General features: G+C 70.5%; 13 protein-coding genes. 4 read left to right on the forward strand and 9 right to left on the reverse strand.

All coding sequences use genetic code 11. The annotated features are described in order from the left end of the window. Positions 1-31: 31 nt before the first annotated feature. Positions 32-1006: an arylamine N-acetyltransferase gene (locus ACFVYX_RS13480; RefSeq protein WP_389681476.1), complete on the reverse strand. Its 975-nt coding sequence runs from the start codon at positions 1004-1006 to the stop codon at positions 32-34. On the opposite strand from ACFVYX_RS13480, the gene ACFVYX_RS13485 reads away from it, so the two are divergent. Continuing rightward, complete coding sequence (locus tag ACFVYX_RS13485) at positions 1005-1535, forward strand: TerD family protein (RefSeq protein ID WP_389681477.1); 531 nt, start codon at positions 1005-1007, stop codon at positions 1533-1535. The genes ACFVYX_RS13480 and ACFVYX_RS13485 overlap by 2 nt on opposite strands. 118 nt (positions 1536-1653) lie before the next feature. On the opposite strand, the gene ACFVYX_RS13490 is transcribed toward ACFVYX_RS13485, so the two are convergent. Both ACFVYX_RS13490 and nrdR read right to left on the reverse strand, forming a co-directional pair. Beyond that, positions 1654-4548: a vitamin B12-dependent ribonucleotide reductase gene (locus ACFVYX_RS13490; protein ID WP_389681478.1), complete on the reverse strand. Its 2895-nt coding sequence runs from the start codon at positions 4546-4548 to the stop codon at positions 1654-1656. 172 nt (positions 4549-4720) lie between these two features. Further along, positions 4721-5230: a transcriptional regulator NrdR gene (gene nrdR, locus ACFVYX_RS13495; protein ID WP_389681479.1), complete on the reverse strand. Its 510-nt coding sequence runs from the start codon at positions 5228-5230 to the stop codon at positions 4721-4723. A gap of 438 nt (positions 5231-5668) precedes the next feature. On the opposite strand from nrdR, the gene lexA reads away from it, so the two are divergent. Further along, positions 5669-6457, forward strand: coding sequence for a transcriptional repressor LexA (lexA, locus tag ACFVYX_RS13500; RefSeq protein ID WP_384112108.1), 789 nt, complete (start codon positions 5669-5671; stop codon positions 6455-6457). Positions 6458-6560: 103 nt separating this feature from the next. On the opposite strand, the gene ACFVYX_RS13505 is transcribed toward lexA, so the two are convergent. From ACFVYX_RS13505 to ACFVYX_RS13525, 5 genes are all read right to left on the reverse strand, one after another. After that, positions 6561-8534: an ATP-dependent DNA helicase gene (locus tag ACFVYX_RS13505; RefSeq protein ID WP_389681480.1), complete on the reverse strand. Its 1974-nt coding sequence runs from the start codon at positions 8532-8534 to the stop codon at positions 6561-6563. A gap of 50 nt (positions 8535-8584) precedes the next feature. Further along, positions 8585-10420 carry an IucA/IucC family protein gene (locus ACFVYX_RS13510; protein WP_389681481.1) on the reverse strand — a complete coding sequence of 612 codons (1836 nt, stop codon included), beginning with the start codon at positions 10418-10420 and terminating at the stop codon, positions 8585-8587. A 67-nt stretch (positions 10421-10487) separates the two neighbouring features. Next, positions 10488-11171 (reverse strand): GNAT family N-acetyltransferase, encoded by a 684-nt coding sequence (locus tag ACFVYX_RS13515; protein ID WP_389681482.1) that lies wholly within the window; start codon positions 11169-11171, stop codon positions 10488-10490. A 54-nt stretch (positions 11172-11225) separates the two neighbouring features. Then, positions 11226-13088, reverse strand: a complete 1863-nt coding sequence (locus tag ACFVYX_RS13520) for an IucA/IucC family protein (protein WP_389681549.1) — start codon at positions 13086-13088, stop codon at positions 11226-11228. A gap of 263 nt (positions 13089-13351) precedes the next feature. Continuing rightward, positions 13352-14875 carry a diaminobutyrate--2-oxoglutarate transaminase family protein gene (locus tag ACFVYX_RS13525; protein ID WP_389681483.1) on the reverse strand — a complete coding sequence of 508 codons (1524 nt, stop codon included), beginning with the start codon at positions 14873-14875 and terminating at the stop codon, positions 13352-13354. 320 nt (positions 14876-15195) lie between these two features. Here ACFVYX_RS13525 and ACFVYX_RS13530 point away from each other — a divergent pair, with 320 nt between their 5' ends. Both ACFVYX_RS13530 and ACFVYX_RS13535 read left to right on the forward strand, forming a co-directional pair. Then, positions 15196-16371 carry a trypsin-like serine peptidase gene (locus tag ACFVYX_RS13530; RefSeq protein ID WP_389681484.1) on the forward strand — a complete coding sequence of 392 codons (1176 nt, stop codon included), beginning with the start codon at positions 15196-15198 and terminating at the stop codon, positions 16369-16371. Between the two features lie 251 nt (positions 16372-16622). Then, on the forward strand, positions 16623-17792 hold the full coding sequence (locus ACFVYX_RS13535) for a trypsin-like serine peptidase (protein ID WP_389681486.1): 1170 nt from the start codon (positions 16623-16625) through the stop codon (positions 17790-17792). A gap of 97 nt (positions 17793-17889) precedes the next feature. Here ACFVYX_RS13535 and hflX read toward each other — a convergent pair whose 3' ends face one another. After that, complete coding sequence (hflX, locus tag ACFVYX_RS13540) at positions 17890-19383, reverse strand: GTPase HflX (RefSeq protein ID WP_389681487.1); 1494 nt, start codon at positions 19381-19383, stop codon at positions 17890-17892. Positions 19384-19519: the final 136 nt, after the last annotated feature.

Here is a 19519-nt window from a genome sequence, read left to right on the forward strand (position 1 = left end):
ACGGGGCAGACGACCGCCCCGGCAGACCCCGTCAGATTCCCCCCGGGTGCACGCGCACCAGGCCCGCGCGCTCCTCATCGTCCAGTTCGATTCCGAATTCGGTCTCCAGCGTTGCGATCAACTCAGCGGCGGACACGGTCCTTTCCTCGGTGACGCCGTCCGTACGCACCGTTGACAGCACCTCGCGCACCAAGGCCCTGCGCACGTCCACGCCGGGCCGCTGGGCGACGACCTGGCCGAGGAATCGCGACTCGGGATGGCTGGAGCTGTAGTGGTTCATGACGGTGAAGTCACCGGGGTAGAGGGTCTGCGGGGAGAAGGCATACAGATCGGTCCAGCCCTGCGGTCGAAGGGAACGCAGCACGTGGATGCCCTCGTCCTCGGCCCCGATCCCGAACGTCCAGCCGCTCTGCTCGACCAGGACCCCGTCACGCAGCGGCACCGGTTCCAGCGGCCCCTGCCAGCCGAACCCGACGTCCGCGAGCCACTGTTCTCCCGCGATCGTGACGACGAGAAGCGCGTGGGTGACCGGCGGCAGGTCTGCGCCCCGCGACCGGTTGCGGGCCCCGCGCCCGGCCACCGTGAAGCCGATCCGTTCGAGAACCGCAGCGAACAGGGAGTTCTGCTCGTAGCAGTAGCCTCCCCGGCGCCTCGCGACGAGCTTGTCCTGAAGGCTCTTCAGGTCCAGGGGTACGGGCCTCCCGAGAGCGACGTCGAGGTTCTCGAAGGGCACCGCCCCGACGTGCGCCCGGTGAAGGGCCGTCAAGGTCCGTACGTCGGGCGCGAGTTCCCCGTCCCGTTCGACCTCGTATCCGATTCGAGCCAGATATGCGTCGAGATCCAGCTCGTCACCGCTCCACAAAGCGATCTCCCCCTCAACCCTCGGGCCCGCTGTCCGAGCCCCATGACACCATGAGTGATCGGCCCACGACCATGGGTTTCTGAGCCGGTCGACGGTACGACGCGAGGCGTGCGCGGGGGCGTACGCGGAGAGGGGAAGCACCATGAGCGGACTCAACAAAGGGGTGGGAAAAGTCGAGGTCACGCTCCGGTGGGACCCCGCCCCGACCGGCACGCCGGCCCACGACCTGGACATCGTCGCCGGCGTCTTCGCGGCGGACGACCCGCACGGAGCGCCGGTCCATCTGGTGCACTTCGGCAGTCGCTCCCCCGACGGCACGATCACGCTCCACCGCGACAGCCGTACGGGCCAGGGCTTCGGCTACGACGAGGCGATGACCCTGGAGCTGGACCGGCTGGCACCGCGGTACGGGCGTGTGGTGGTCGGCGTCGCCATCCAGCAGGGCGGTGGGCGGTTGACCTTCGGAGACATAGCGAACACGGGCGTACGGGTCCGCGAGGGCTACACGGACCTGTTGGTCTCCGACTTCGCGGATGTGCAAGGCGCCCTGTCGGCGACGGTCGTGGAGTTCACGCGTGACGGCGCCGAGGGCTGGACGTACCGTCCGCTCAGCCAGGGGTTCGACGCCGGCCCGCAGGACTTCGCCGCTCTGCTGGGCTCCGCCCGCCCTTGAGGCCCCGGCCACAGCGAAGGGGACCGGCCCCAAGGCCGGCCCCCTTCGTGAGGCACTCGTCAGCGACCTGCGGCGCGGACCACGCCGGACGTCACGTCAGGCGTGGTCCCGCCCGGTGTCAGCTGCAGCCGCTGGTCGAGCCGCAGCCCTCGCAGATGTAGCAGGAGCCGGCGCGCTGCATCTTCGTACCGCAGGAGAAGCAGAGCGGGGCGTCGGCGCTGATGCCGAGCTGCATCTCGACGAGCTCCGCCGAGGTGTGGGCCTGCTTGGGGGCCGGGACCTCCACCTTCGGGGCCGGAGGCGCGACGGCCTTCAGCTCCGGGGTGCGGGGGGCGGACTGGGCCAGGCCCTCGACGTCGACCTCGTCCTCTTCGGACTGCTCGTACGAGCCGGTGTCCAGGTGACGCTGGCGCTCCTCGGCCGAGTGGATGCCGAGGGCGGAGCGGGTCTCGAAGGGCAGGAAGTCCAGCGCCAGACGGCGGAAGATGTAGTCGACGATCGACTGCGCCATCCGCACATCCGGGTCGTCCGTCATGCCGGCCGGCTCGAAGCGCATGTTGGTGAACTTCGAGACGTACGTCTCGAGCGGGACGCCGTACTGCAGACCCACGGAGACGGCGATGGAGAAGGCGTCCATCATGCCGGCGAGCGTCGAGCCCTGCTTGGACATCTTGAGGAAGACCTCGCCGAGACCGTCGTCCGGGTAGGAGTTGGCGGTCATGTAGCCCTCGGCTCCACCGACGGTGAAGGAGGTGGTGATCCCCGGGCGGCCCTTGGGAAGGCGCCTGCGGACCGGGCGGTACTCGACGACCTTCTCGACGGCCTCGCGGATCGTCGCCTCGGACTTCGCGGTGACCTCGGCCTTCTCCTCCTCCTTCTTCTTGGCGGAGAGCGGCTGGCCGACCTTGCAGTTGTCGCGGTAGATCGCGAGCGCCTTGACGCCCATCTTCCAGGCCTCGAAGTAGACCTCCTCGACGTCCTCGACCGTGGCCGTCTCCGGCAGGTTCACGGTCTTGGAGAGGGCGCCCGAGATCCACGGCTGGATGGCGGCCATCATGCGGACGTGGCCCATCGCGGAGATGGAGCGCTCACCCATGGCGCAGTCGAAGACCTCGTAGTGCTCGGTCTTCAGGCCGGGAGCGTCGATCACATTGCCGTGCTCGGCGATGTGGGCGACGATCGCCTCGATCTGCTCCTCCTGGTAGCCCAGGCGGCGCAGGGCCTGCGGGACGGTGCCGTTGACGATCTGCATCGAGCCGCCGCCGACGAGCTTCTTGAACTTGACCAGGGCGAGGTCGGGCTCGAGGCCGGTGGTGTCGCAGGACATCGCGAGACCGATGGTGCCGGTCGGGGCGATGACCGAGGCCTGGGCGTTGCGGAAGCCGTTCTTGGCGCCGAGGTGGATCACGTCCTGCCAGGCCTCCGTGGCGGCGGCCCAGATCGGCGAGTCGAGGTCGTCCACGCGGACGGCCTTGGTGTTCTCGTCGGCGTGCTGGCGCATGACGCGCTGGTGCGGCTCGGCGTTGCGGGCGTAGCCGTCGTACGCGCCGACGACGGCGGCGAGCTCGGCGGAGCGCTTGTACGAGGTGCCGGTCATCAGGGAGGTGATGGCACCGGCGAGGGCGCGGCCGCCGTCGGAGTCGTACGCGTGGCCGGTCGCCATCAGCAGGGCGCCGAGGTTGGCGTAGCCGATGCCGAGCTGGCGGTAGGCGCGGGTGTTCTCGCCGATCTTCTGGGTGGGGAAGTCGGCGAAGCAGATGGAGATGTCCATCGCCGTGATGACGAGCTCGACGACCTTGGCGAAGCGCTCGACGTCGAAGGACTGGTTGCCCTTGCCGTCGTCCTTGAGGAACTTCATCAGGTTCAGCGAGGCGAGGTTGCAGGACGTGTTGTCCAGGTGCATGTACTCGCTGCACGGGTTCGAGCCGTTGATCCGGCCGGACTCGGGGCAGGTGTGCCAGTGGTTGATCGTGTCGTCGTACTGGATGCCCGGGTCGGCGCAGGCCCACGCGGCTTCGGCCATCTTGCGGAAGAGCGACTTGGCGTCGACCTCCTCGATGACCTCGCCGGTCATGCGGGAGGTGAGGCCGAACTTCCCGCCGGCCTCGACGGCCTTCATGAACGTGTCGTTCACGCGGACCGAGTTGTTGGCGTTCTGGTACTGGACGGACGTGATGTCGTCGCCGCCCAGGTCCATGTCGAAGCCCGCGTCGCGAAGGGCGCGGATCTTCTCCTCCTCCTTGACCTTCGTCTCGATGAAGTCCTCGATGTCGGGGTGGTCGACGTCGAGGATGACCATCTTGGCCGCGCGGCGGGTCGCACCGCCCGACTTGATCGTTCCTGCGGAGGCGTCGGCACCACGCATGAAGGAGACCGGGCCGGAGGCGTTGCCGCCGGAGGAGAGAAGCTCCTTGGAGGAGCGGATGCGGGAGAGGTTGAGGCCGGCGCCGGAGCCGCCCTTGAAGATCATGCCCTCTTCCTTGTACCAGTCGAGGATGGACTCCATGGAGTCGTCGACGGACAGGATGAAGCAGGCGGAGACCTGCTGGGGCTGCGGCGTGCCGACGTTGAACCAGACCGGCGAGTTGAAGCTGAAGATCTGGTGCAGGAGGGCATAGGCCAGCTCGTGCTCGAAGATCTCGGCGTCGGCGGGCGAGGAGAAGTAGCCGTGCTCCTCCCCGGCCTTCGTGTACGTCTTCACGATGCGGTCGATCAGCTGCTTGAGGCCGGTCTCGCGCTGCGGGGTGCCGACGGCCCCGCGGAAGTACTTGCTGGTGACGATGTTGACCGCGTTCACCGACCAGAAGTCGGGGAACTCGACGCCACGCTGCTCGAAGTTGATCGAGCCGTCGCGCCAATTGGTCATGACGACGTCACGGCGCTCCCAGGCCACCTCGTCGTACGGATGCACGCCGGGGGTGGTGTGGATGCGCTCGATACGCAGGCCCTTGCTCGCCGCCTTGGTTCCCTTGGAACGAGAACCACGTGCCGGACCGCTCGCCGTCTCTGTCATGCCGCCTCCCATATACGGGCAAAACACACTTTGGCGCCCAGAAAGTCCCAGGGCACCGTCTTCTGTACGTCGTTCTGTACTGCTGCCACGAGCGTCACGAGGGATCGCTCGGGGCACGTCTGCCAGGCCGCTCGGCGGCCGGCCGCCGGACCCTCTCGGCCCGGACCGCCGGTCAGTCGGCGGCGGTGGCGGGAACGGGGACCTCAGGGGTCACACCGGTCCCGCGGTTCTCAGCGGGAGGCCGCACGCGGAGTTCCGCGATGGCGGCCTCGAAGTCTTCGAGGCTGTCGAAAGCCTTGTAAACGGAAGCGAAGCGCAGGTACGCGACGAGGTCGAGCTCCTGCAACGGGCCGAGAATGGCCAGACCCACGTCATGGGTGGTCAGCTCGGCGCTGCCGGTGGCGCGCACCGCCTCCTCGACCCGCTGGCCGAGCTTGGCGAGGGCGTCCTCGGTGACCGGTCGCCCCTGGCACGCCTTGCGGACGCCGGAGATGACCTTGGTACGACTGAAAGGCTCGGTGACACCGGAGCGCTTCACCACCATGAGCGAGCACGTCTCCACCGTCGTGAAACGACGGGAGCAGTCGGGGCACTGGCGACGACGCCGGATCGACGTCCCGTCGTCGGTGGTGCGACTGTCGACGACACGGCTGTCGGGGTGCCTGCAGAAGGGGCAGTGCATTGGTTCCGACCCTCCCTCAAGGCACGACTGGTGAGCCTCGCCCGGCCTTCAAGGCCCTGCGAAGCGACCACCAGCATAGGCGATGTGGGCAGCCCCGGCAGACCGGGGACCACTACCCCTGGGTGGCCGGTGCCATCCAACCACTAGATCTTGGGTTGGGGGCACTTAGGGAGCCTCCGCGTGTCGCGACGCCCCCGCTCCCCGGATTCCGCCCCACCGGGTGCGACACTGAGAGGGTGCACCGAGCGCCCGCGACCCAGCGGGGAAGGCTACCGTAACGACCGATTCTGGACGTCGGCGTGAGAGTGCTCATACACCCGTATGCGTACAGGCGTAAGGCGATCTGCGAATTTTCACTCGAACGTGTGTTTGGCGCAACCTTTCGAAAGCCACTACCGTTGTGCCAGCCAGGGAGACCATTCGAGAGGGGCCGACGACGTGACCACCACCGCAGACAGTGCCACCATCACCGCCCAGGACCGCTCCCAGGGCCGACTCGAGCCGGTGCACGCCATGAATGAAGTGAGCATGAACGGCGAGGACCCCGGGCGACCCGCCCGCGCCCTCCCGGGACGACCTCCAGGCATCCGCGCCGACAGCTCCGGTCTCACCGACCGGCAGCGCAGGGTCATCGAAGTCATCCGCGACTCGGTCCAGCGGCGCGGCTACCCGCCGTCGATGCGTGAGATCGGGCAGGCGGTCGGCCTCTCCAGCACCTCTTCCGTGGCGCACCAGCTCATGGCGCTCGAGCGCAAGGGCTTCCTCCGCCGCGACCCCCACCGGCCGCGGGCGTACGAGGTGCGCGGCTCCGACCAGCCGAGCACACAGCCGACGGACACCACGGGCAAGCCGGCCGCTTCCTACGTTCCTCTGGTCGGCCGGATCGCCGCCGGTGGCCCGATCCTGGCCGAGGAGTCCGTCGAGGACGTCTTCCCTCTCCCCCGGCAGCTGGTCGGTGACGGCGAGCTGTTCGTCCTCAAGGTCGTCGGCGACTCGATGATCGAGGCCGCCATCTGTGACGGCGACTGGGTCACCGTCCGCCGCCAGCCGGTCGCGGAGAACGGAGACATCGTCGCCGCCATGCTGGACGGCGAGGCCACGGTCAAGCGCTTCAAGCGCGAGGACGGCCACGTCTGGCTCCTCCCGCACAACGCTGCGTACCAGCCGATCCCCGGTGACGAGGCCACCATCCTCGGCAAGGTCGTGGCGGTACTGCGGCGGGTGTGACCCACCTTGCCGGCTCTGACCGGGCCCCGGAATCCACTGCGCCGGTTCCGGGGCCCTGCCGTGTCCGGACGGGCCCCGGCTGCCCGCCCCCTGTCCGTAGACCTCAGGCACCCGCTGCCTTCGACGCGGCGTCGATGGCCGCGAGCGACTTCCGTACCTGATTGCGGTCGGTCGTGTACCAGAAGTCGGGCAGCGAGGCCTTCAGATAGCTGCCGTACCGGGCCGTGGCCAGTCGGGGGTCAAGAACCGCCACGACACCCCGGTCGCCCGTCGCCCGCACCAGTCGGCCGGCTCCCTGGGCCATCAGCAGCGCCGCGTGGGTCGCCGCGACCGCCATGAAGCCGTTGCCGCCGGCCTCCTCGACCGCCTTCTGGCGAGCGCTCATCAGCGGGTCGTCCGGGCGGGGGAACGGGATCTTGTCCATGACGACCAGCTGACAGCTGGCCCCCGGGACGTCCACGCCCTGCCAGAGCGAGAGCGTCCCGAAGAGACAGGTCTTCGGGTCGGCGGCGAAGTTCTTGATCAGCTCGCCCAGCGTGTCCTCGCCCTGGAGCAGGATCGGAAGCTCCGGGACCCGCGTCCGCAGCTCCTCGGCGGCCAGCTGCGCCGCACGCATGGACGAGAACAGACCGAGGGTCCGCCCGCCGGCCGACTGCATCAGCTCGGTCAGCTCGTCCAGCATGTCGCCGCGGTCCGCATCACGGGCAGGCTTGGAGAGATGCTTGGCGACGTAGAGGATGCCCTGCTTGGGATAGTCGAACGGAGAACCGACGTCGATGCCCTTCCAGACGGGCAGATCGTCACCCGTGGTGCCCTCCGGAGCCAGTCCGAGCGACGCGCCGACGCCGTTGAAGTCGCCGCCCAGCTTGAGCGTGGCCGAGGCCAGGACCACGGACCGCTCGGTGAACAGCTTCTCCCGCAGCAGCCCCGAGACGGTCAGCGGCGCGACCCGCAGCGAGGCCCCGAAACGATCGTGACGCTCGTACCAGACGACGTCGTACTCCGACCCCTGGGTGATCCGCTCCGCGACACCATGGACGGTCTCCACCGAGGCCATGGCCTGCTTGCGCACGGCGTCCTCGTCCTGCACGGACCGGTCCCTGGTGGAACCCAGGGCGGTGATCACCGCGCGGGCCGCGTCCCGCAGTGCCATCAGCGCGTACGCCAGATCCTCCGGGATCTCCTCCAGACGCCCCGGCAGAGCCAGCTCCATGACCCGCTCGAAGCCCTCGGCGGCGGTCTGCAACTGGTCGGCGACCTTCTCGTCGACCAGCTTCGCGGACCGACGCACAGCGCGGTTGACCTGGCCGGGAGTGAGCTCGCCTGTGGCGACCCCAGTGACTCGGGAGACCAGTTCGTGGGCCTCGTCGACGATCAGTACCTCGTGCTGCGGGAGCACCGGGGCGCCCTCGATCGCGTCGATGGCAAGGAGCGCGTGGTTGGTGACGACGACGTCGGCGAGCTTGGCACGCTCCCGCGCCGCCTCGGCGAAGCACTCCGCCCCGTACGCGCACTTGCTCGCGCCCAGGCACTCGCGTGAGGAGACCGAGACCTGGGCCCAGGCCTTGTCGGAGACACCTGGCGTCAGGTCGTCCCGGTCGCCCGTCTCCGTCTCGTCCGACCAGTCCCGGAGCCGCATGAGGTCCTGGCCCAGCTTGCTGGTGGGAGCGGCCGCCTCGAAGGGGTCGAAGAGGCCGTCCTCCTCCTCCTGCGGGACACCCTCGTGGAGCCGGTGCAGACACAGGTAGTTCGACCTGCCCTTGAGCATGGCGAACTGCGGGCGGCGGCGCAGCTGCGGATGCAGCGCCTCGACCGTCCGCGGAAGATCACGCTCGACGAGCTGGCGCTGCAGCGCCAGGGTGGCCGTGGCCACCACCACCCGCTCGCCCTGGGCGAGCGCCGGCACCAGGTAGCCGAGCGACTTGCCCGTGCCGGTGCCGGCCTGGACGAGGAGGTGGGAGTTGTCGTCGATGGCCTCGGCCACGGCCTCGGCCATGGTGACCTGGCCGGGCCGCTCCGTGCCGCCGACGGCGGAAACGGCGGCGTGGAGGAGGTCGGGGAGGGATGGCTTCGTCATAGCCCTTCCACCCTAAGGTGCGCCACCGACAGCCGGGTCACGCGCACACCTCACGCGAGCGGGTTGGGGACGGTCCCGTGCACGGCCGCGTGCGGCCGCTCGGGGCGGTCTCGGTAGCCGTCCAGGTGCAGACGGTTGCGGTTGAGACAGAGCCTGTCGATCCGGGGGGTGAGGAGGTCGAAGAGCTCGAACCGTTCCTTCAGCTCGGGGAAGCGCGCCTGGTGGCGGAGGACCTCGGCGCGGACGAGGGCCCAGAATTCCTTCTCGGGCACCCCGAGTTGCTCCTCGCAGAGCGGTGCGAGATAGCGGAAGACGCCCACGAAGAGCCCCGAATGGATGAACTGGACGAGGAAGTCGGGTTGCTCGGTCAGGAGGACGGCACGGACGTCGTCCGGCAGGGTGTCGTGCTCGGGGACCGGCTGGGCGCTGATGTTCACGTCGTCGACGAAGTCCTTGATCGCCAGACGGACGGGAACGTCCTCGCCGTCGTAGACGACGATGGCGTTCTCGCCGTGCGGGGAGAAGACCGTGCCGTACCGGTAGAGGAAGTGCAGCAGCGGAGGCAGCAGGGACGCGAAGAGGTGCTGGAGCCAGACGGCGGGGGCGAGTCCGGAGCGTTCGACCAGTTCCGCGACGAACGCCCGCCCGTGGGGGTCCGTATGGAGCAGGGAGGCGAGCGTGCGGGCCCGCTCGCCCGGGGGGAGCCTGAGCGGTTCGCGCCAGATCGCGCCGAGGAGTTCCTTGTACTGGTACGGGACTTCGGGCAGCCGGTCGTACAGGGGATGCTCGACGGTGACCGAGGCGACCTCGCCGAGGAGGACCACCCCGCACTCGTCCCGCAGGAACGGATCGGCGTCGCGCAGGCCGTGGACCCAGGCGGTCACCGCGGGTGCGGCGAGGGTCCGTTCGGTGGGAAGCCCGCGCCAGACGAGGGTGTTGAGCACCGACAGGGGAAGTTTGACGGTGTGCCGGTCGGGCCGGCTGGTGTTGAGGAAGGTGCGGACCGACTGCTGCGGAAGCCGGAGGTCGCCGTCGGCGGCGAGCGGGACGACGGTCCCGGCGGCGATGGCCGGGGCGTAGAGGGGCAGCAGGATCTCGTCCCACTGCCAGGGGTGGACGGGCAGCAGGAGGTAGCCGTCGGGCTCGTGACCGCGCGCGGCGAGCTGGGCGCGGAAGGCGGCGTGGACCTCGGGGTCGAGCTCCTGGGAGTAGAGGCGGTCGGGGGTGTCGAGGCCGGTCACGCCCCGGTAGGCGGCGATGCGGTTGCTCACGGCGATCCACGGCAGCCTGGTGGCGCGCCGGGCCTCGGGGGCCCAGCGGGCGGCGTCGGTGGCGGAGAAGCCGATGCGTCCCTTGTTGAGGACCAGCCAGGGGTGGCCGGTCTGGTGGCCTTCGAGTTCCGCGTAGGAGAGTTCGGCGAGCCGGGCTGCGTTGAGGGCCGTGTGGTCGATGCGGGCGTCGGCGGCGAGGGTGGCGGAGAGCTCACGGATGAGATGGCCGAGCGTGGCGCCGTCGAGCTGGAGCAGGTGGCGGGCGCGGACCAGGAAGTCGAGGGGGTCGGTCATGGGCCGGCCCTGGTGGGTGATCGAGCCGGGCGTCACGTACCAGCTGTCGTAGGCGCCGCGGCGGGCACGGAAGGTCAGGGTGGTCCCGTCGTCGAGCCGCAGGGCGTGGTGGTCGGGTTCGCCGGCGGCGGGGACGGGTTCGAGGATCTCCTCGTACGCGAACTCGGCGAGGGCCTTGGCGAGCAGGCGCGACGAGGCCCGCGTCCAGGCGGCCGTGTTCAGCTCGGGGGGAGCGAGCAGCTCGGGGGCGGGCGGCGGTCCGGTCGTGGGAGACGGGGTGGACGGCGCGGGCTGAGCGGAGTCGTGAGGTGCAGGGGACATCGACACGAGGACTCCTCGGGGTGGGAACCGCTGTGGGGCGAGCGGTGTATAGAAGACAGAGGGTTGTTCACAGAACGTGACGGAGGGCGCGGTCACGCATCATGAGCGCCGCTCGCTTGTCGGGGAGGTCGACTTCCGCCGCATAGCGGAAGCCACCGCTGAGGAAGGCCGAGACGGAGGGGGTGTTACGGATGTCGGGTTCGGCGACGACGCGCGTGCATCGGGGACGGTGGTGGAGGACGAGATCGGCGACGGCGCGTAGAAGTGTGGTGCCCACGCCGCGGCCACGGTCGGTGATGCCTCCGATCAGCAGATGGATACCGGTGTCATGGGGACGGGCGGGGTAGTGCCGGGCGAGCGGGTCGAGGTCGGCTCGGTAGATCTCGAAGTAGCTCATGGGTGTGGCGTCGAGCAGGCCGAGGCAGGGGACGCTGCGGCCGTCGCCTTCGAGTTGGGCGCGGAGGTGCTCGGCGGTCACGGTCTCGGGTCCGGCCAGTTCCCAGAAGGCGGCGACGGCGGGGTCGTTCATCCATCGGGCGAGGAGCGGCAGGTCCCTTTCGAGTCGTACGGGGACGAGCCGGAAGGTGCCGACCGGGGTGAAGGCTGGATCCCAGGAAGCGATGGCGTCCAGCAGGTCGCCGTCGAGGACTTCGGCGTCGTGAGCGCCTTCGAGGAGGGCGACGAGGTCGTCGAGCCTCAGATCGAGGGTGTCATCGCCGGGCGGGTCGGCCGGTGGGCGGGTGGGTGACACGGTGTCGCTCTCCTCTCGGCGGTGCGGTCGGGGCGTGGGTCCTCGGTGGGCGGCTCAGGGACGGAGGGGGTTGGTGACGGTGACGTAGACGGACTGGGTGTCGACGGGGCCGACGAGTTCGTCCATGCCGTGGAGGCGCGTGAGGAGGTTGGCCTTGCTGCGCAGCGTCGCGGCCTCCAGGAGCCGGTGCGGCAGGGGTGAACCGAGGCTGGTGGCGGAGGTGAGGAAGCTGCGGAAGGCGGCGAGGAGGACCCGTTCGTCGGCGAGGTGCTGGGCGCCGAAGGCGCCGATCAGACCGAGGACGTTGTTGATGCCGAGGTAGTAGGCGAAGCGCTCGTCGGTGACCTGGTCAGAGACGAAGGTGTCGCTCTCGGCGCCGATGCCGGGGAGACGGCTCTCCAGCTCGCTCCGGTGGGACTCGCGGAAGTAGTAGCCCTGATTGTCGCGGTAGCGGCCGCCGACCGGCCAGCCGTCGGGGTCGAGGAGCACCAGGGTGTTCTGCTGGTGGGCTTCCAGGGCGACGCCGGCATGGCCGTCGAGCCAGAGGACGGGGCGGACGACGTGGTCGAGGTAGCGGAGGAACCACTCGGCGGACACCGCTGTGGTGGGGCGGCCGGTGCGGGCGGCGAGCCGGCCGATGACGTCGGCGAGGCGGGAGCGCATGGTGGTGGACCCGCGCCAGGGGCGCGGGGTGGTGAGGGAGGCGATGCAGACGGCGTCGTCGCCGGGTCCGAAGGGGTTGTGGCGGATCATGACGTCGAGTCCGGGGACGGGGGTTCCGTCCGCGGTGTCGACGGCGAGCCAGGCGGGGTCGCGGACGATGTCGAAGCCCGGGTGGGCGGCCTGCCACTCGTCGACGAGGCCGGTGCGGAGCAGCCGGTGGACCTCGACGCCACGGTGGAGTTCCTTGCGGAGGTTCTCCCGGCGGGAGTTGGTGATGCGCAGGCCGAGGGAGAGCTTGAGCATGGCCCGGGCGCCGGGGCGGTGCACCGTGCGGACGGAGGAGGTGGGATGCCAGGGGCTGCCGTGGAGGCCGAGGTCGTGGAGGAGCCCGGCGTCGAGGAGGGCGCGGATGTCGGGGCGGTGCAGGAGTTCACGGGCCTGCCACGGGTGCACGGGGAGGGGTGCGGTGCCGGTGGGGAGCGCGAGCCCCTCGGCGAGGCCGGAGGCGAGTTGCTCCGCGGTGACAGGGCGGCCCTGTTCGGTCCAGGCGGAGTCGGAGGCCAGGAGGGAGGAGTCGACGGCGAGCCAGTGGAGGGGGAAGGAGCCGTGCAGTTCGGGTGAGTAGAGCCGGGCCTCGGCCTCGGAGAGGCCTTCGCGGCTCTTGGGAGTGGGATGGAGGGGGTGGCCGAGCAGCAGGGACTGTTCGGCGGCGAGGAAGAGGTCGGCGTCCGGGTGCGGCTGGGGCCGGTGGCGGCGCTCGGTGAGGAAGTCGGCGGTGCGGCGGGCGGAGTCGGCGACCCTGCCGACGAGGTCGGTGCCCTCGGGACGGCCGGTCTCCCGGCTGAGCAGGGCGGCGACGGTGACGGCGTCGACGGTCGGCGCGGTGGCCGGGAGCCCTTCCAGGGCGGGGGCGCCGAAGCGGTGCCAGCCGGTGGCCGACCAGTAGCGGACGGGGACGAGGAGGGCGGTGCCGCTGGCGTCGAGGGAGATGCGCAGGGTGGTGGAACCGGGGGCGGGCAGGTTCTTCTCCCGCACCCAGCAGCGGAGGAGGTTCTCGATGGTGGCCGCGTCGGCGGCGCGCTGCGGGTCCGGGTCGTCCAGGGGGTCGGCGACGGCGGCCGGGCCGTGCGGCCGAGGGTCGTACGGACCGGCGTGCTGACGCGGGACGGTGGGGTCGGCGCCGTCTGACGTGGTGGCGCCGGCGGCCGCGGAACCGGAGGAGGGATCGAAGGGGGAGGTGCCGAAGGAGGAGATGTCGCTCGAGAAGGTTCCGGGCGCGGCGGAACCGTATGCCGCAGTACCGGGGTCGTGGGCGGCGTGTTCGCCGGGGATGGTCTCGGCGGTGCCGGGGAGCTGGGTGCGGAGTGAAGAGGGGGTCGACAGCGGGAAGTCGCGGACCTCGGGGAGGAGGGTCTGGGGGGCGAGTTCCTTGGTGGCGTGGGGGGCGGTCTCGGGCGCCGGGGAGGGGGGCGTGGCGTTCACGGGGCTTCCTTGGGGTGGGGCCGGGGCGGTCCGGGTCAGTGGGACGGCCCGGGGGCGTTCCGGGGGGCCGTGGCCCGGGGGGCGACGGACGGCTGGGGGGTGTGGGCCCGTTCCGCCGCGGCCAGGGCGTCGGCGAAGCGGTCCAGGACGGCGGTGGCCTGCTCGTCGGTGAGGGTGAGCGGGGGCAGAAGCCGGACCACCGCGGAGTGCCGCCCGCCGAGTTCGACGATGAGTCCGCGGGCGAGGCACTCCTGCTGGACGGCCAGGGCCAGGGCGGGAGCCGCGGGCGGGACGGCGTCGTCGGGTGCCGCCGCTTCGGGGTCGACGAGTTCGACGCCGATCATGAGGCCCCGGCCGCGGACGTCGCCGACGCAGGGGTGGGCGGCGGCGAGGCCGCGGAGCTCTCCGAGAATGCGTTCGCCGAGGATGCCGGCCCGTTCCGAGAGCTTGTTCTCCCGGACGTACGCGAGGGTGGCCGTGCCCGCGGCCATGGCGAGCTGGTTGCCGCGGAATGTGCCCGCGTGGGCGCCGGGTTCCCAGGCGTCGAGCTCGGACCTGTAGACGATGACGGCGAGAGGGAGGGAGCCGCCGATGGCTTTGGAGAGGACCATCACGTCGGGCACGACGCCGCTGTGCTCCACCGCCCAGAAGGCGCCGGTCCGCCCGACACCGGTCTGGACCTCGTCGACGACGAGGGGGATGGAGCGGTCGGCGGTCATCCGACGCATCCAGCGCATCCAGTCGTCGGGCGCGGGAATGACCCCGCCTTCGCCCTGGACGGCCTCGACGATCATCGCGGCGGGGGCGGTGACGCCACTCTTGGGGTCGTCGAGAAGAGTCTCGGTCCAGTGGGCGGCCAGTCGGGCGCCCTGGGCGCCGCCGACGCCGAAGGGGCAGCGGTACTGCTGGGGGTAGGGCAGCCGGGTGACGCGGACGTCGGTCGCTCCGCCCGAGGCGGCGAGGGCGTCGGCCGTCATGCCGTGGTAGGCGCCGGTGAAGGCGAGGAGGCCGCTGCGGCCGGTGGCGGTGCGGACGAGTTTGAGGGCCGCCTCAACGGCGTCCGTGCCGGCCGGTCCGCAGAACTGGACGCGCGCGTTGTCGGCGAGTTCGCCCGGAAGAGTGGCGAACAGCTCGGAGGTGAAGGCGTCCTTCACGGGGGTGGCCAGGTCGAGGACGTGGAGCGGTGCGCCCGAGTCGAGGACCTTCTTGATGGCTTCCAGAACGACGGGGTGGTTGTGCCCGAGGGCGAGCGTCCCGGCACCGGACAGGCAGTCGAGATAGCGGCGGCCGTCGGCGCCCTCGATGGTCAGCCCCCTGGCGCGCACGGGGACGATGGGCAGGGAGCGGGCGTAGGTGCGGGCGGCGGACTCACGCAGGGACTGCCGGCGCAGGATCCCCTCGTACCCGCCGACGCCCTGGGCCGGCGGTCCCTGGGGTGGGGTGCCCCGGACCGTCGGGGGGTGCGTCCCGGTGCCGGCCGCGCCGACGGGGCCGTCGGGCGTCCGGGTCTGCGTCCGCGCGGCCGGTGGGACGGCCGGAGCTGATTCGGTCACGGCCACGACTCGGTGTCCTCCCGCTGTAACAGTTGCGTTGCACATCGGGGCGTCGCGGAGCCGCCGCAAGGGCCGCCCTGAACGCCACCGTTGTGTCCCCCGTCCGTACCAACGACGTGAACTGCCCGGGATCACGGGCCGGAGGCAAGAACTTGGCGTGTCCCGGATCACGGCACGGCAACGACCGAACCATGTCCGGAACCGGCGACCGGCCGCGTACCGTCCCCTCCGGCACCGGCATAGTGGGGGCCGTCGGTCGCTGCCCGTGCGGGCACGGCCGCTGTTCGTCCATGCACAAGTTGACGTAGTCCCAGGGGGATCACGAGATGCGATCGATTCGTCCGCTGCTGATGGCGGCTTCCGCCGTCGCGGCGCTGACGCTCACCGTTACGGCCTGCGGGCCGAGCGAGGAGAACGCGGGAGACAAGCCCAGCGCACCCGCGAGCCTGAACCCGGCCGACAAGATCAAGATTCCGGAGGACCTGAAGGATCGCCTGAAGGAGCACGGAATCGACGTCGACAAGTGGCGAGACGGCGAGTGGAAGAACTGGGACCGCGACAAGTGGCTGCGTGAGGCCAAGGACTTCGTCAACCCGATCATCGAGGACCTCTGGGACCCGGACCGGATGCGGGAGGCCGAGCGCCCCGACAAGCCGGTCGAGGAGGAGGACATCTCGGGCGACAAGGGCGTGACCGACCCGACGCCGGACCCCGTGCGGGCGAAGTCCGTGGCTCCGAAGTACCACGACAGCGCCCCGGAGTCCGGGAAGGTCTTCTTCGACGGCCCTGAGGGCTCGATGGTCTGCTCGGCCACGGTCGTGAAGGACCCGGCGCACCCGGGCAAGTCGAACATGGTGTGGACGGCCGGCCACTGTGTGCACAAGGGCAAGCAGGGCGGCTGGTACCGCAACATCGCCTTCGTGCCCTCGTACAACGACGCCGCGCTGTCGACCGCCGACCTCGAGAAGGCGACGCGCGAGCAGATCGCCCCGTACGGCGTGTGGTGGGCGGACTGGGTCAAGACCTCCGACCAGTGGATCGCCCAGGGCGCGTCCACCGGTGGTGCGGGCGCTCCCTACGACTTCGCGGTCATCCAGGTGACTCCGGAGAAGGGTGGCTCCGGCAAGTCCCTTGAGGAGACCGTGGGTTCGGCGCTCCCCGTGGACTTCAACGCGCCTGCGGTGCCGAAGATCGCGAGTCTGGAGGCGACCGGTTACCCGGCGGCGCCGCCGTTCGACGGCCAGAAGATGTTCCAGTGCGCGGACAAGCCGGGCCGGCTGTCCCTGAAGGCGGAGCAGCCGACGATGTACCGCATCGGCTGCACGATGACCGGTGGTTCGTCCGGTGGCGGCTGGGTCGCCCAGGGCGGCGACGGCAAGCCGGCGCTGGTGTCGAACACCTCGATCGGCCCGTCGTCGGCGGGTTGGCTCGCCGGCCCCCGTCTCGGTCCCGAGGCCAAGGCCATCTTCGACGAGGTCAGCAAGAAGTACGCCGGGCAGTAGGCACGGCTGGAGGCGGGGCCGTGGGGCCCCGCCTCCCCCATGCCCGGGCGGGAACCCGTGACTGATCCGGGAACCCGCGCTCGAGCCGGGGTCGCCCCGCGTCTCACGACTCACCTGGGTCTCACCCATGTCGTTCCAACCGGCATACTGTGCACCGCAAGTGACGCGTCCATGGCAACGTCAAGGCGAGATCTCGCCGGAAGACGGGGCCCGCGCCCGGACGCGGAATCATCTCAGGGGGAATTCACCACATGCGTTCCGTACGACTCCTGCCCGCCGCCCTGGGCCTGGTCACCGCGCTCGCGCTGACCGCCACGGCCTGCGGCCCCACCGAGACGCCGGCGGCGGACAAGCCGGCCGCCGGCGCCAGCAGCTCCGCGCCTGCCACCGACGGCGAGGGCGCCGACCTCGCCAAGGACCTCGCCGACAAGCTCGAGAAGCACGGCGTCGACCTGGACAAGTGGAAGGACGGCGAATGGAAGAACTGGAACACGGACACCTGGCTCCGTGAGGCCGAGGACTTCGTCAACCCGGTGATCGAGGACCTCTGGGACCCGGCGCGCATGCAGTCGGCGAAGAGCCCGGACCCGACGATCACCGCGCAGGCCGGGGGCGGCGGCACCGACCCGACTCCCCGACCGGTCAGGGCACAGCGTGAGAAGACGCCGTACCACCGCAACGCGGCCCCGGTCGGGAAGATCTTCTTCGACTCGCCCAAGGGCCACATGGTCTGCTCCGGCACCATCGTGAAGGACCCGCGCCGGCCCGGGAAGTCCAACCTGGTCTGGACGGCGGGACACTGCGTCCACGCGGGCAAGCGCGGCGGCTGGTACCGCAACATCACCTTCGTCCCCGCCTTCAACGACCTGGGCAAGTCCCCCTCGGCGCTCAACAACGCCAAGCCGCACGAGGTGTACCCCTACGGCCAGTACTGGGCCGACTGGGCCGTGACCTCGGGCGAGTGGATCAAGTCCGGCGGGTCCAGTCAGGCGGCCTGGCCGTACGACTACGCCGTGCTGCACGTGAAGCCGCAGCGGGGAGCCAAGTCCCTTGAGGAGACCGTCGGCGCCGCGCTGCCGGTCGACTTCTCCGCGCCTGCACCCGCGCGAGCGGGGACGGTGGGCGCCTGGGGCTACCCGTCGGCTCCGCCGTACAACGGCATGATCATGCACAAGTGCCTGGACCGGGCGACGCGGCTCACCACGGCGCCGGCCACGCCGGTGATGTACCGGATCGGCTGCACGATGACCGCCGGCTCCTCGGGCGGTGGCTGGTTCCGCGTCATGCCGAACGGCAAGACGGCGCTCGTGTCGAACACCTCGATCGGCCCGGCCGGCGGTAACGGCTGGCTCGCCGGCCCGCAGTTGGGCCGGGGCGCCAAGGCGGCCCACGAGATGGTCAGCAAGAAGTTCGCCCGCTGACGCACAGCCGGCTCATGACCTCATGACCTCATGACTGAGGGCGCTGCCCTCCTCCCGTGACGGGAGGGGACAGCGCCCTCGGTCGTTCAGCCGTGGGTCAGTGCGCGGCCGGAACGTACGGCGCGAGCATCGCCGCGAGTTCCTCGTGCACCCGGGCCTTGAGCAGGGTGCCCTCCGGGGTGTGCTCCTCGGACTCGACCTCACCCTCGGCGTGCACCCGGGAGACCAGGCCGCCCTGCGTGTACGGCACGAGGGCCTCGAGCTCGACCTGCGGGCGGGGCAGCTCGGAGTCGATGAGCGCGAGCAGCTCCTCGATGCCCTGGCCCGAACGGGCCGAGACCACGATGGAGTGCTTCTCCATCCGCCGCAGACGCTGGAGCACCAGCGGGTCCGCCGCGTCCGCCTTGTTGATGATGACGATCTCCGGCACGTTCACCGCGCCGACGTCCCGGAAGACCTCACGCACGGCGGCCAGCTGCTCCTCCGGGGCGGGGTGCGAGCCGTCCACCACGTGCAGGATGAGGTCGGACTCGCCGACCTCCTCCATGGTGGATCGGAACGCCTCGACCAGGTGGTGCGGCAGGTGCCGGACGAAGCCGACGGTGTCGGCCAGGGTGTAGACCCGGCCGGTGGGCGTCTCGGCCCGGCGGACGGTCGGGTCGAGCGTGGCGAACAGCGCGTTCTCCACGAGGACGCCCGCGCCGGTGAGCCGGTTGAGCAGGGAGGACTTGCCCGCGTTGGTGTAACCGGCGATGGCGACCGACGGCACCTTGTTGCGGCGGCGCTCCTGCCGCTTGATGTCGCGGCCGGTCTTCATCTCCGCGATCTCCCGGCGCATCTTCGCCATCTTCTCGCGGATACGGCGCCGGTCGGTCTCGATCTTGGTCTCACCGGGACCACGGGTGGCCATGCCGCCACCGCCGCCGCCACCCATCTGCCGGGAGAGCGACTGACCCCAGCCACGCAGGCGCGGCAGCATGTACTGCATCTGCGCGAGCGCGACCTGCGCCTTGCCCTCTCGGGACTTGGCGTGCTGGGCGAAGATGTCGAGGATCAGGGCGGTCCTGTCGACCACCTTGACCTTGACGACGTCCTCGAGGGCGATGAGCTGGCCGGGGCTGAGCTCGCCGTCGCAGACGACGGTGTCGGCGCCGGTCTCGACCACGATGTCGCGCAGTTCGCGCGCCTTGCCGGAGCCGATGAAGGTCGCCGGGTCCGGCTTGTCACGGCGCTGGATCACGCCGTCGAGTACGAGGGCGCCCGCCGTCTCGGCGAGGGCCGCGAGCTCCGCGAGGGAGTTCTCCGCGTCCTGGACGGTCCCCGAGGTCCACACACCGACCAGCACGACGCGCTCCAGGCGCAGCTGTCGGTACTCGACCTCGGTGACGTCCTGGAGCTCGGTGGAGAGGCCGACGACACGGCGCAGCGCCGCACGCTCGGAGCGGTCGAACTGGTCGCCGTCCCGCTCTCCGTCGATCTCGTGGCTCCAGGCGACGTCCTCTTCCATCAGGGCATCGGCCCGAAGGCTCTCGGTACGGCTCGTCTCCGCGAAGCTCTGCTCGTCCTGGGAAGGGGAAGAAGAGGAGGTCATTTGATCCTTACGTCGATTGCTTCACGTCGATTGCCTCGGTGAAGCGATGAGTCTGATGTCGGCACAACGCGTCCGACCACCGGAAGATTCCCGGGCCCTCGGCCGCGTCGCCGACCTGATGATGGTGACACGGCCC

Source organism: Streptomyces sp. NPDC058326 (assembly GCF_042879855.1).
Classification (GTDB): Bacteria; Actinomycetota; Actinomycetes; order Streptomycetales; family Streptomycetaceae; genus Streptomyces.

Coding starts and splice junctions, on each gene's coding strand:
- hflX (WP_389681487.1), bottom strand. CDS start 19,383: ATGACCTCCTCTTCTTCCCCTTCCCAGGACGAGCAGAGCTTCGCGGAG.
- ACFVYX_RS13505 (WP_389681480.1), bottom strand. CDS start 8,534: ATGACGAAGCCATCCCTCCCCGACCTCCTCCACGCCGCCGTTTCCGCC.
- ACFVYX_RS13510 (WP_389681481.1), bottom strand. CDS start 10,420: ATGTCCCCTGCACCTCACGACTCCGCTCAGCCCGCGCCGTCCACCCCG.
- ACFVYX_RS13535 (WP_389681486.1), top strand. CDS start 16,623: ATGCGTTCCGTACGACTCCTGCCCGCCGCCCTGGGCCTGGTCACCGCG.
- ACFVYX_RS13530 (WP_389681484.1), top strand. CDS start 15,196: ATGCGATCGATTCGTCCGCTGCTGATGGCGGCTTCCGCCGTCGCGGCG.
- ACFVYX_RS13490 (WP_389681478.1), bottom strand. CDS start 4,548: ATGACAGAGACGGCGAGCGGTCCGGCACGTGGTTCTCGTTCCAAGGGA.
- ACFVYX_RS13480 (WP_389681476.1), bottom strand. CDS start 1,006: ATGGTGCTTCCCCTCTCCGCGTACGCCCCCGCGCACGCCTCGCGTCGT.
- nrdR (WP_389681479.1), bottom strand. CDS start 5,230: ATGCACTGCCCCTTCTGCAGGCACCCCGACAGCCGTGTCGTCGACAGT.
- ACFVYX_RS13485 (WP_389681477.1), top strand. CDS start 1,005: ATGAGCGGACTCAACAAAGGGGTGGGAAAAGTCGAGGTCACGCTCCGG.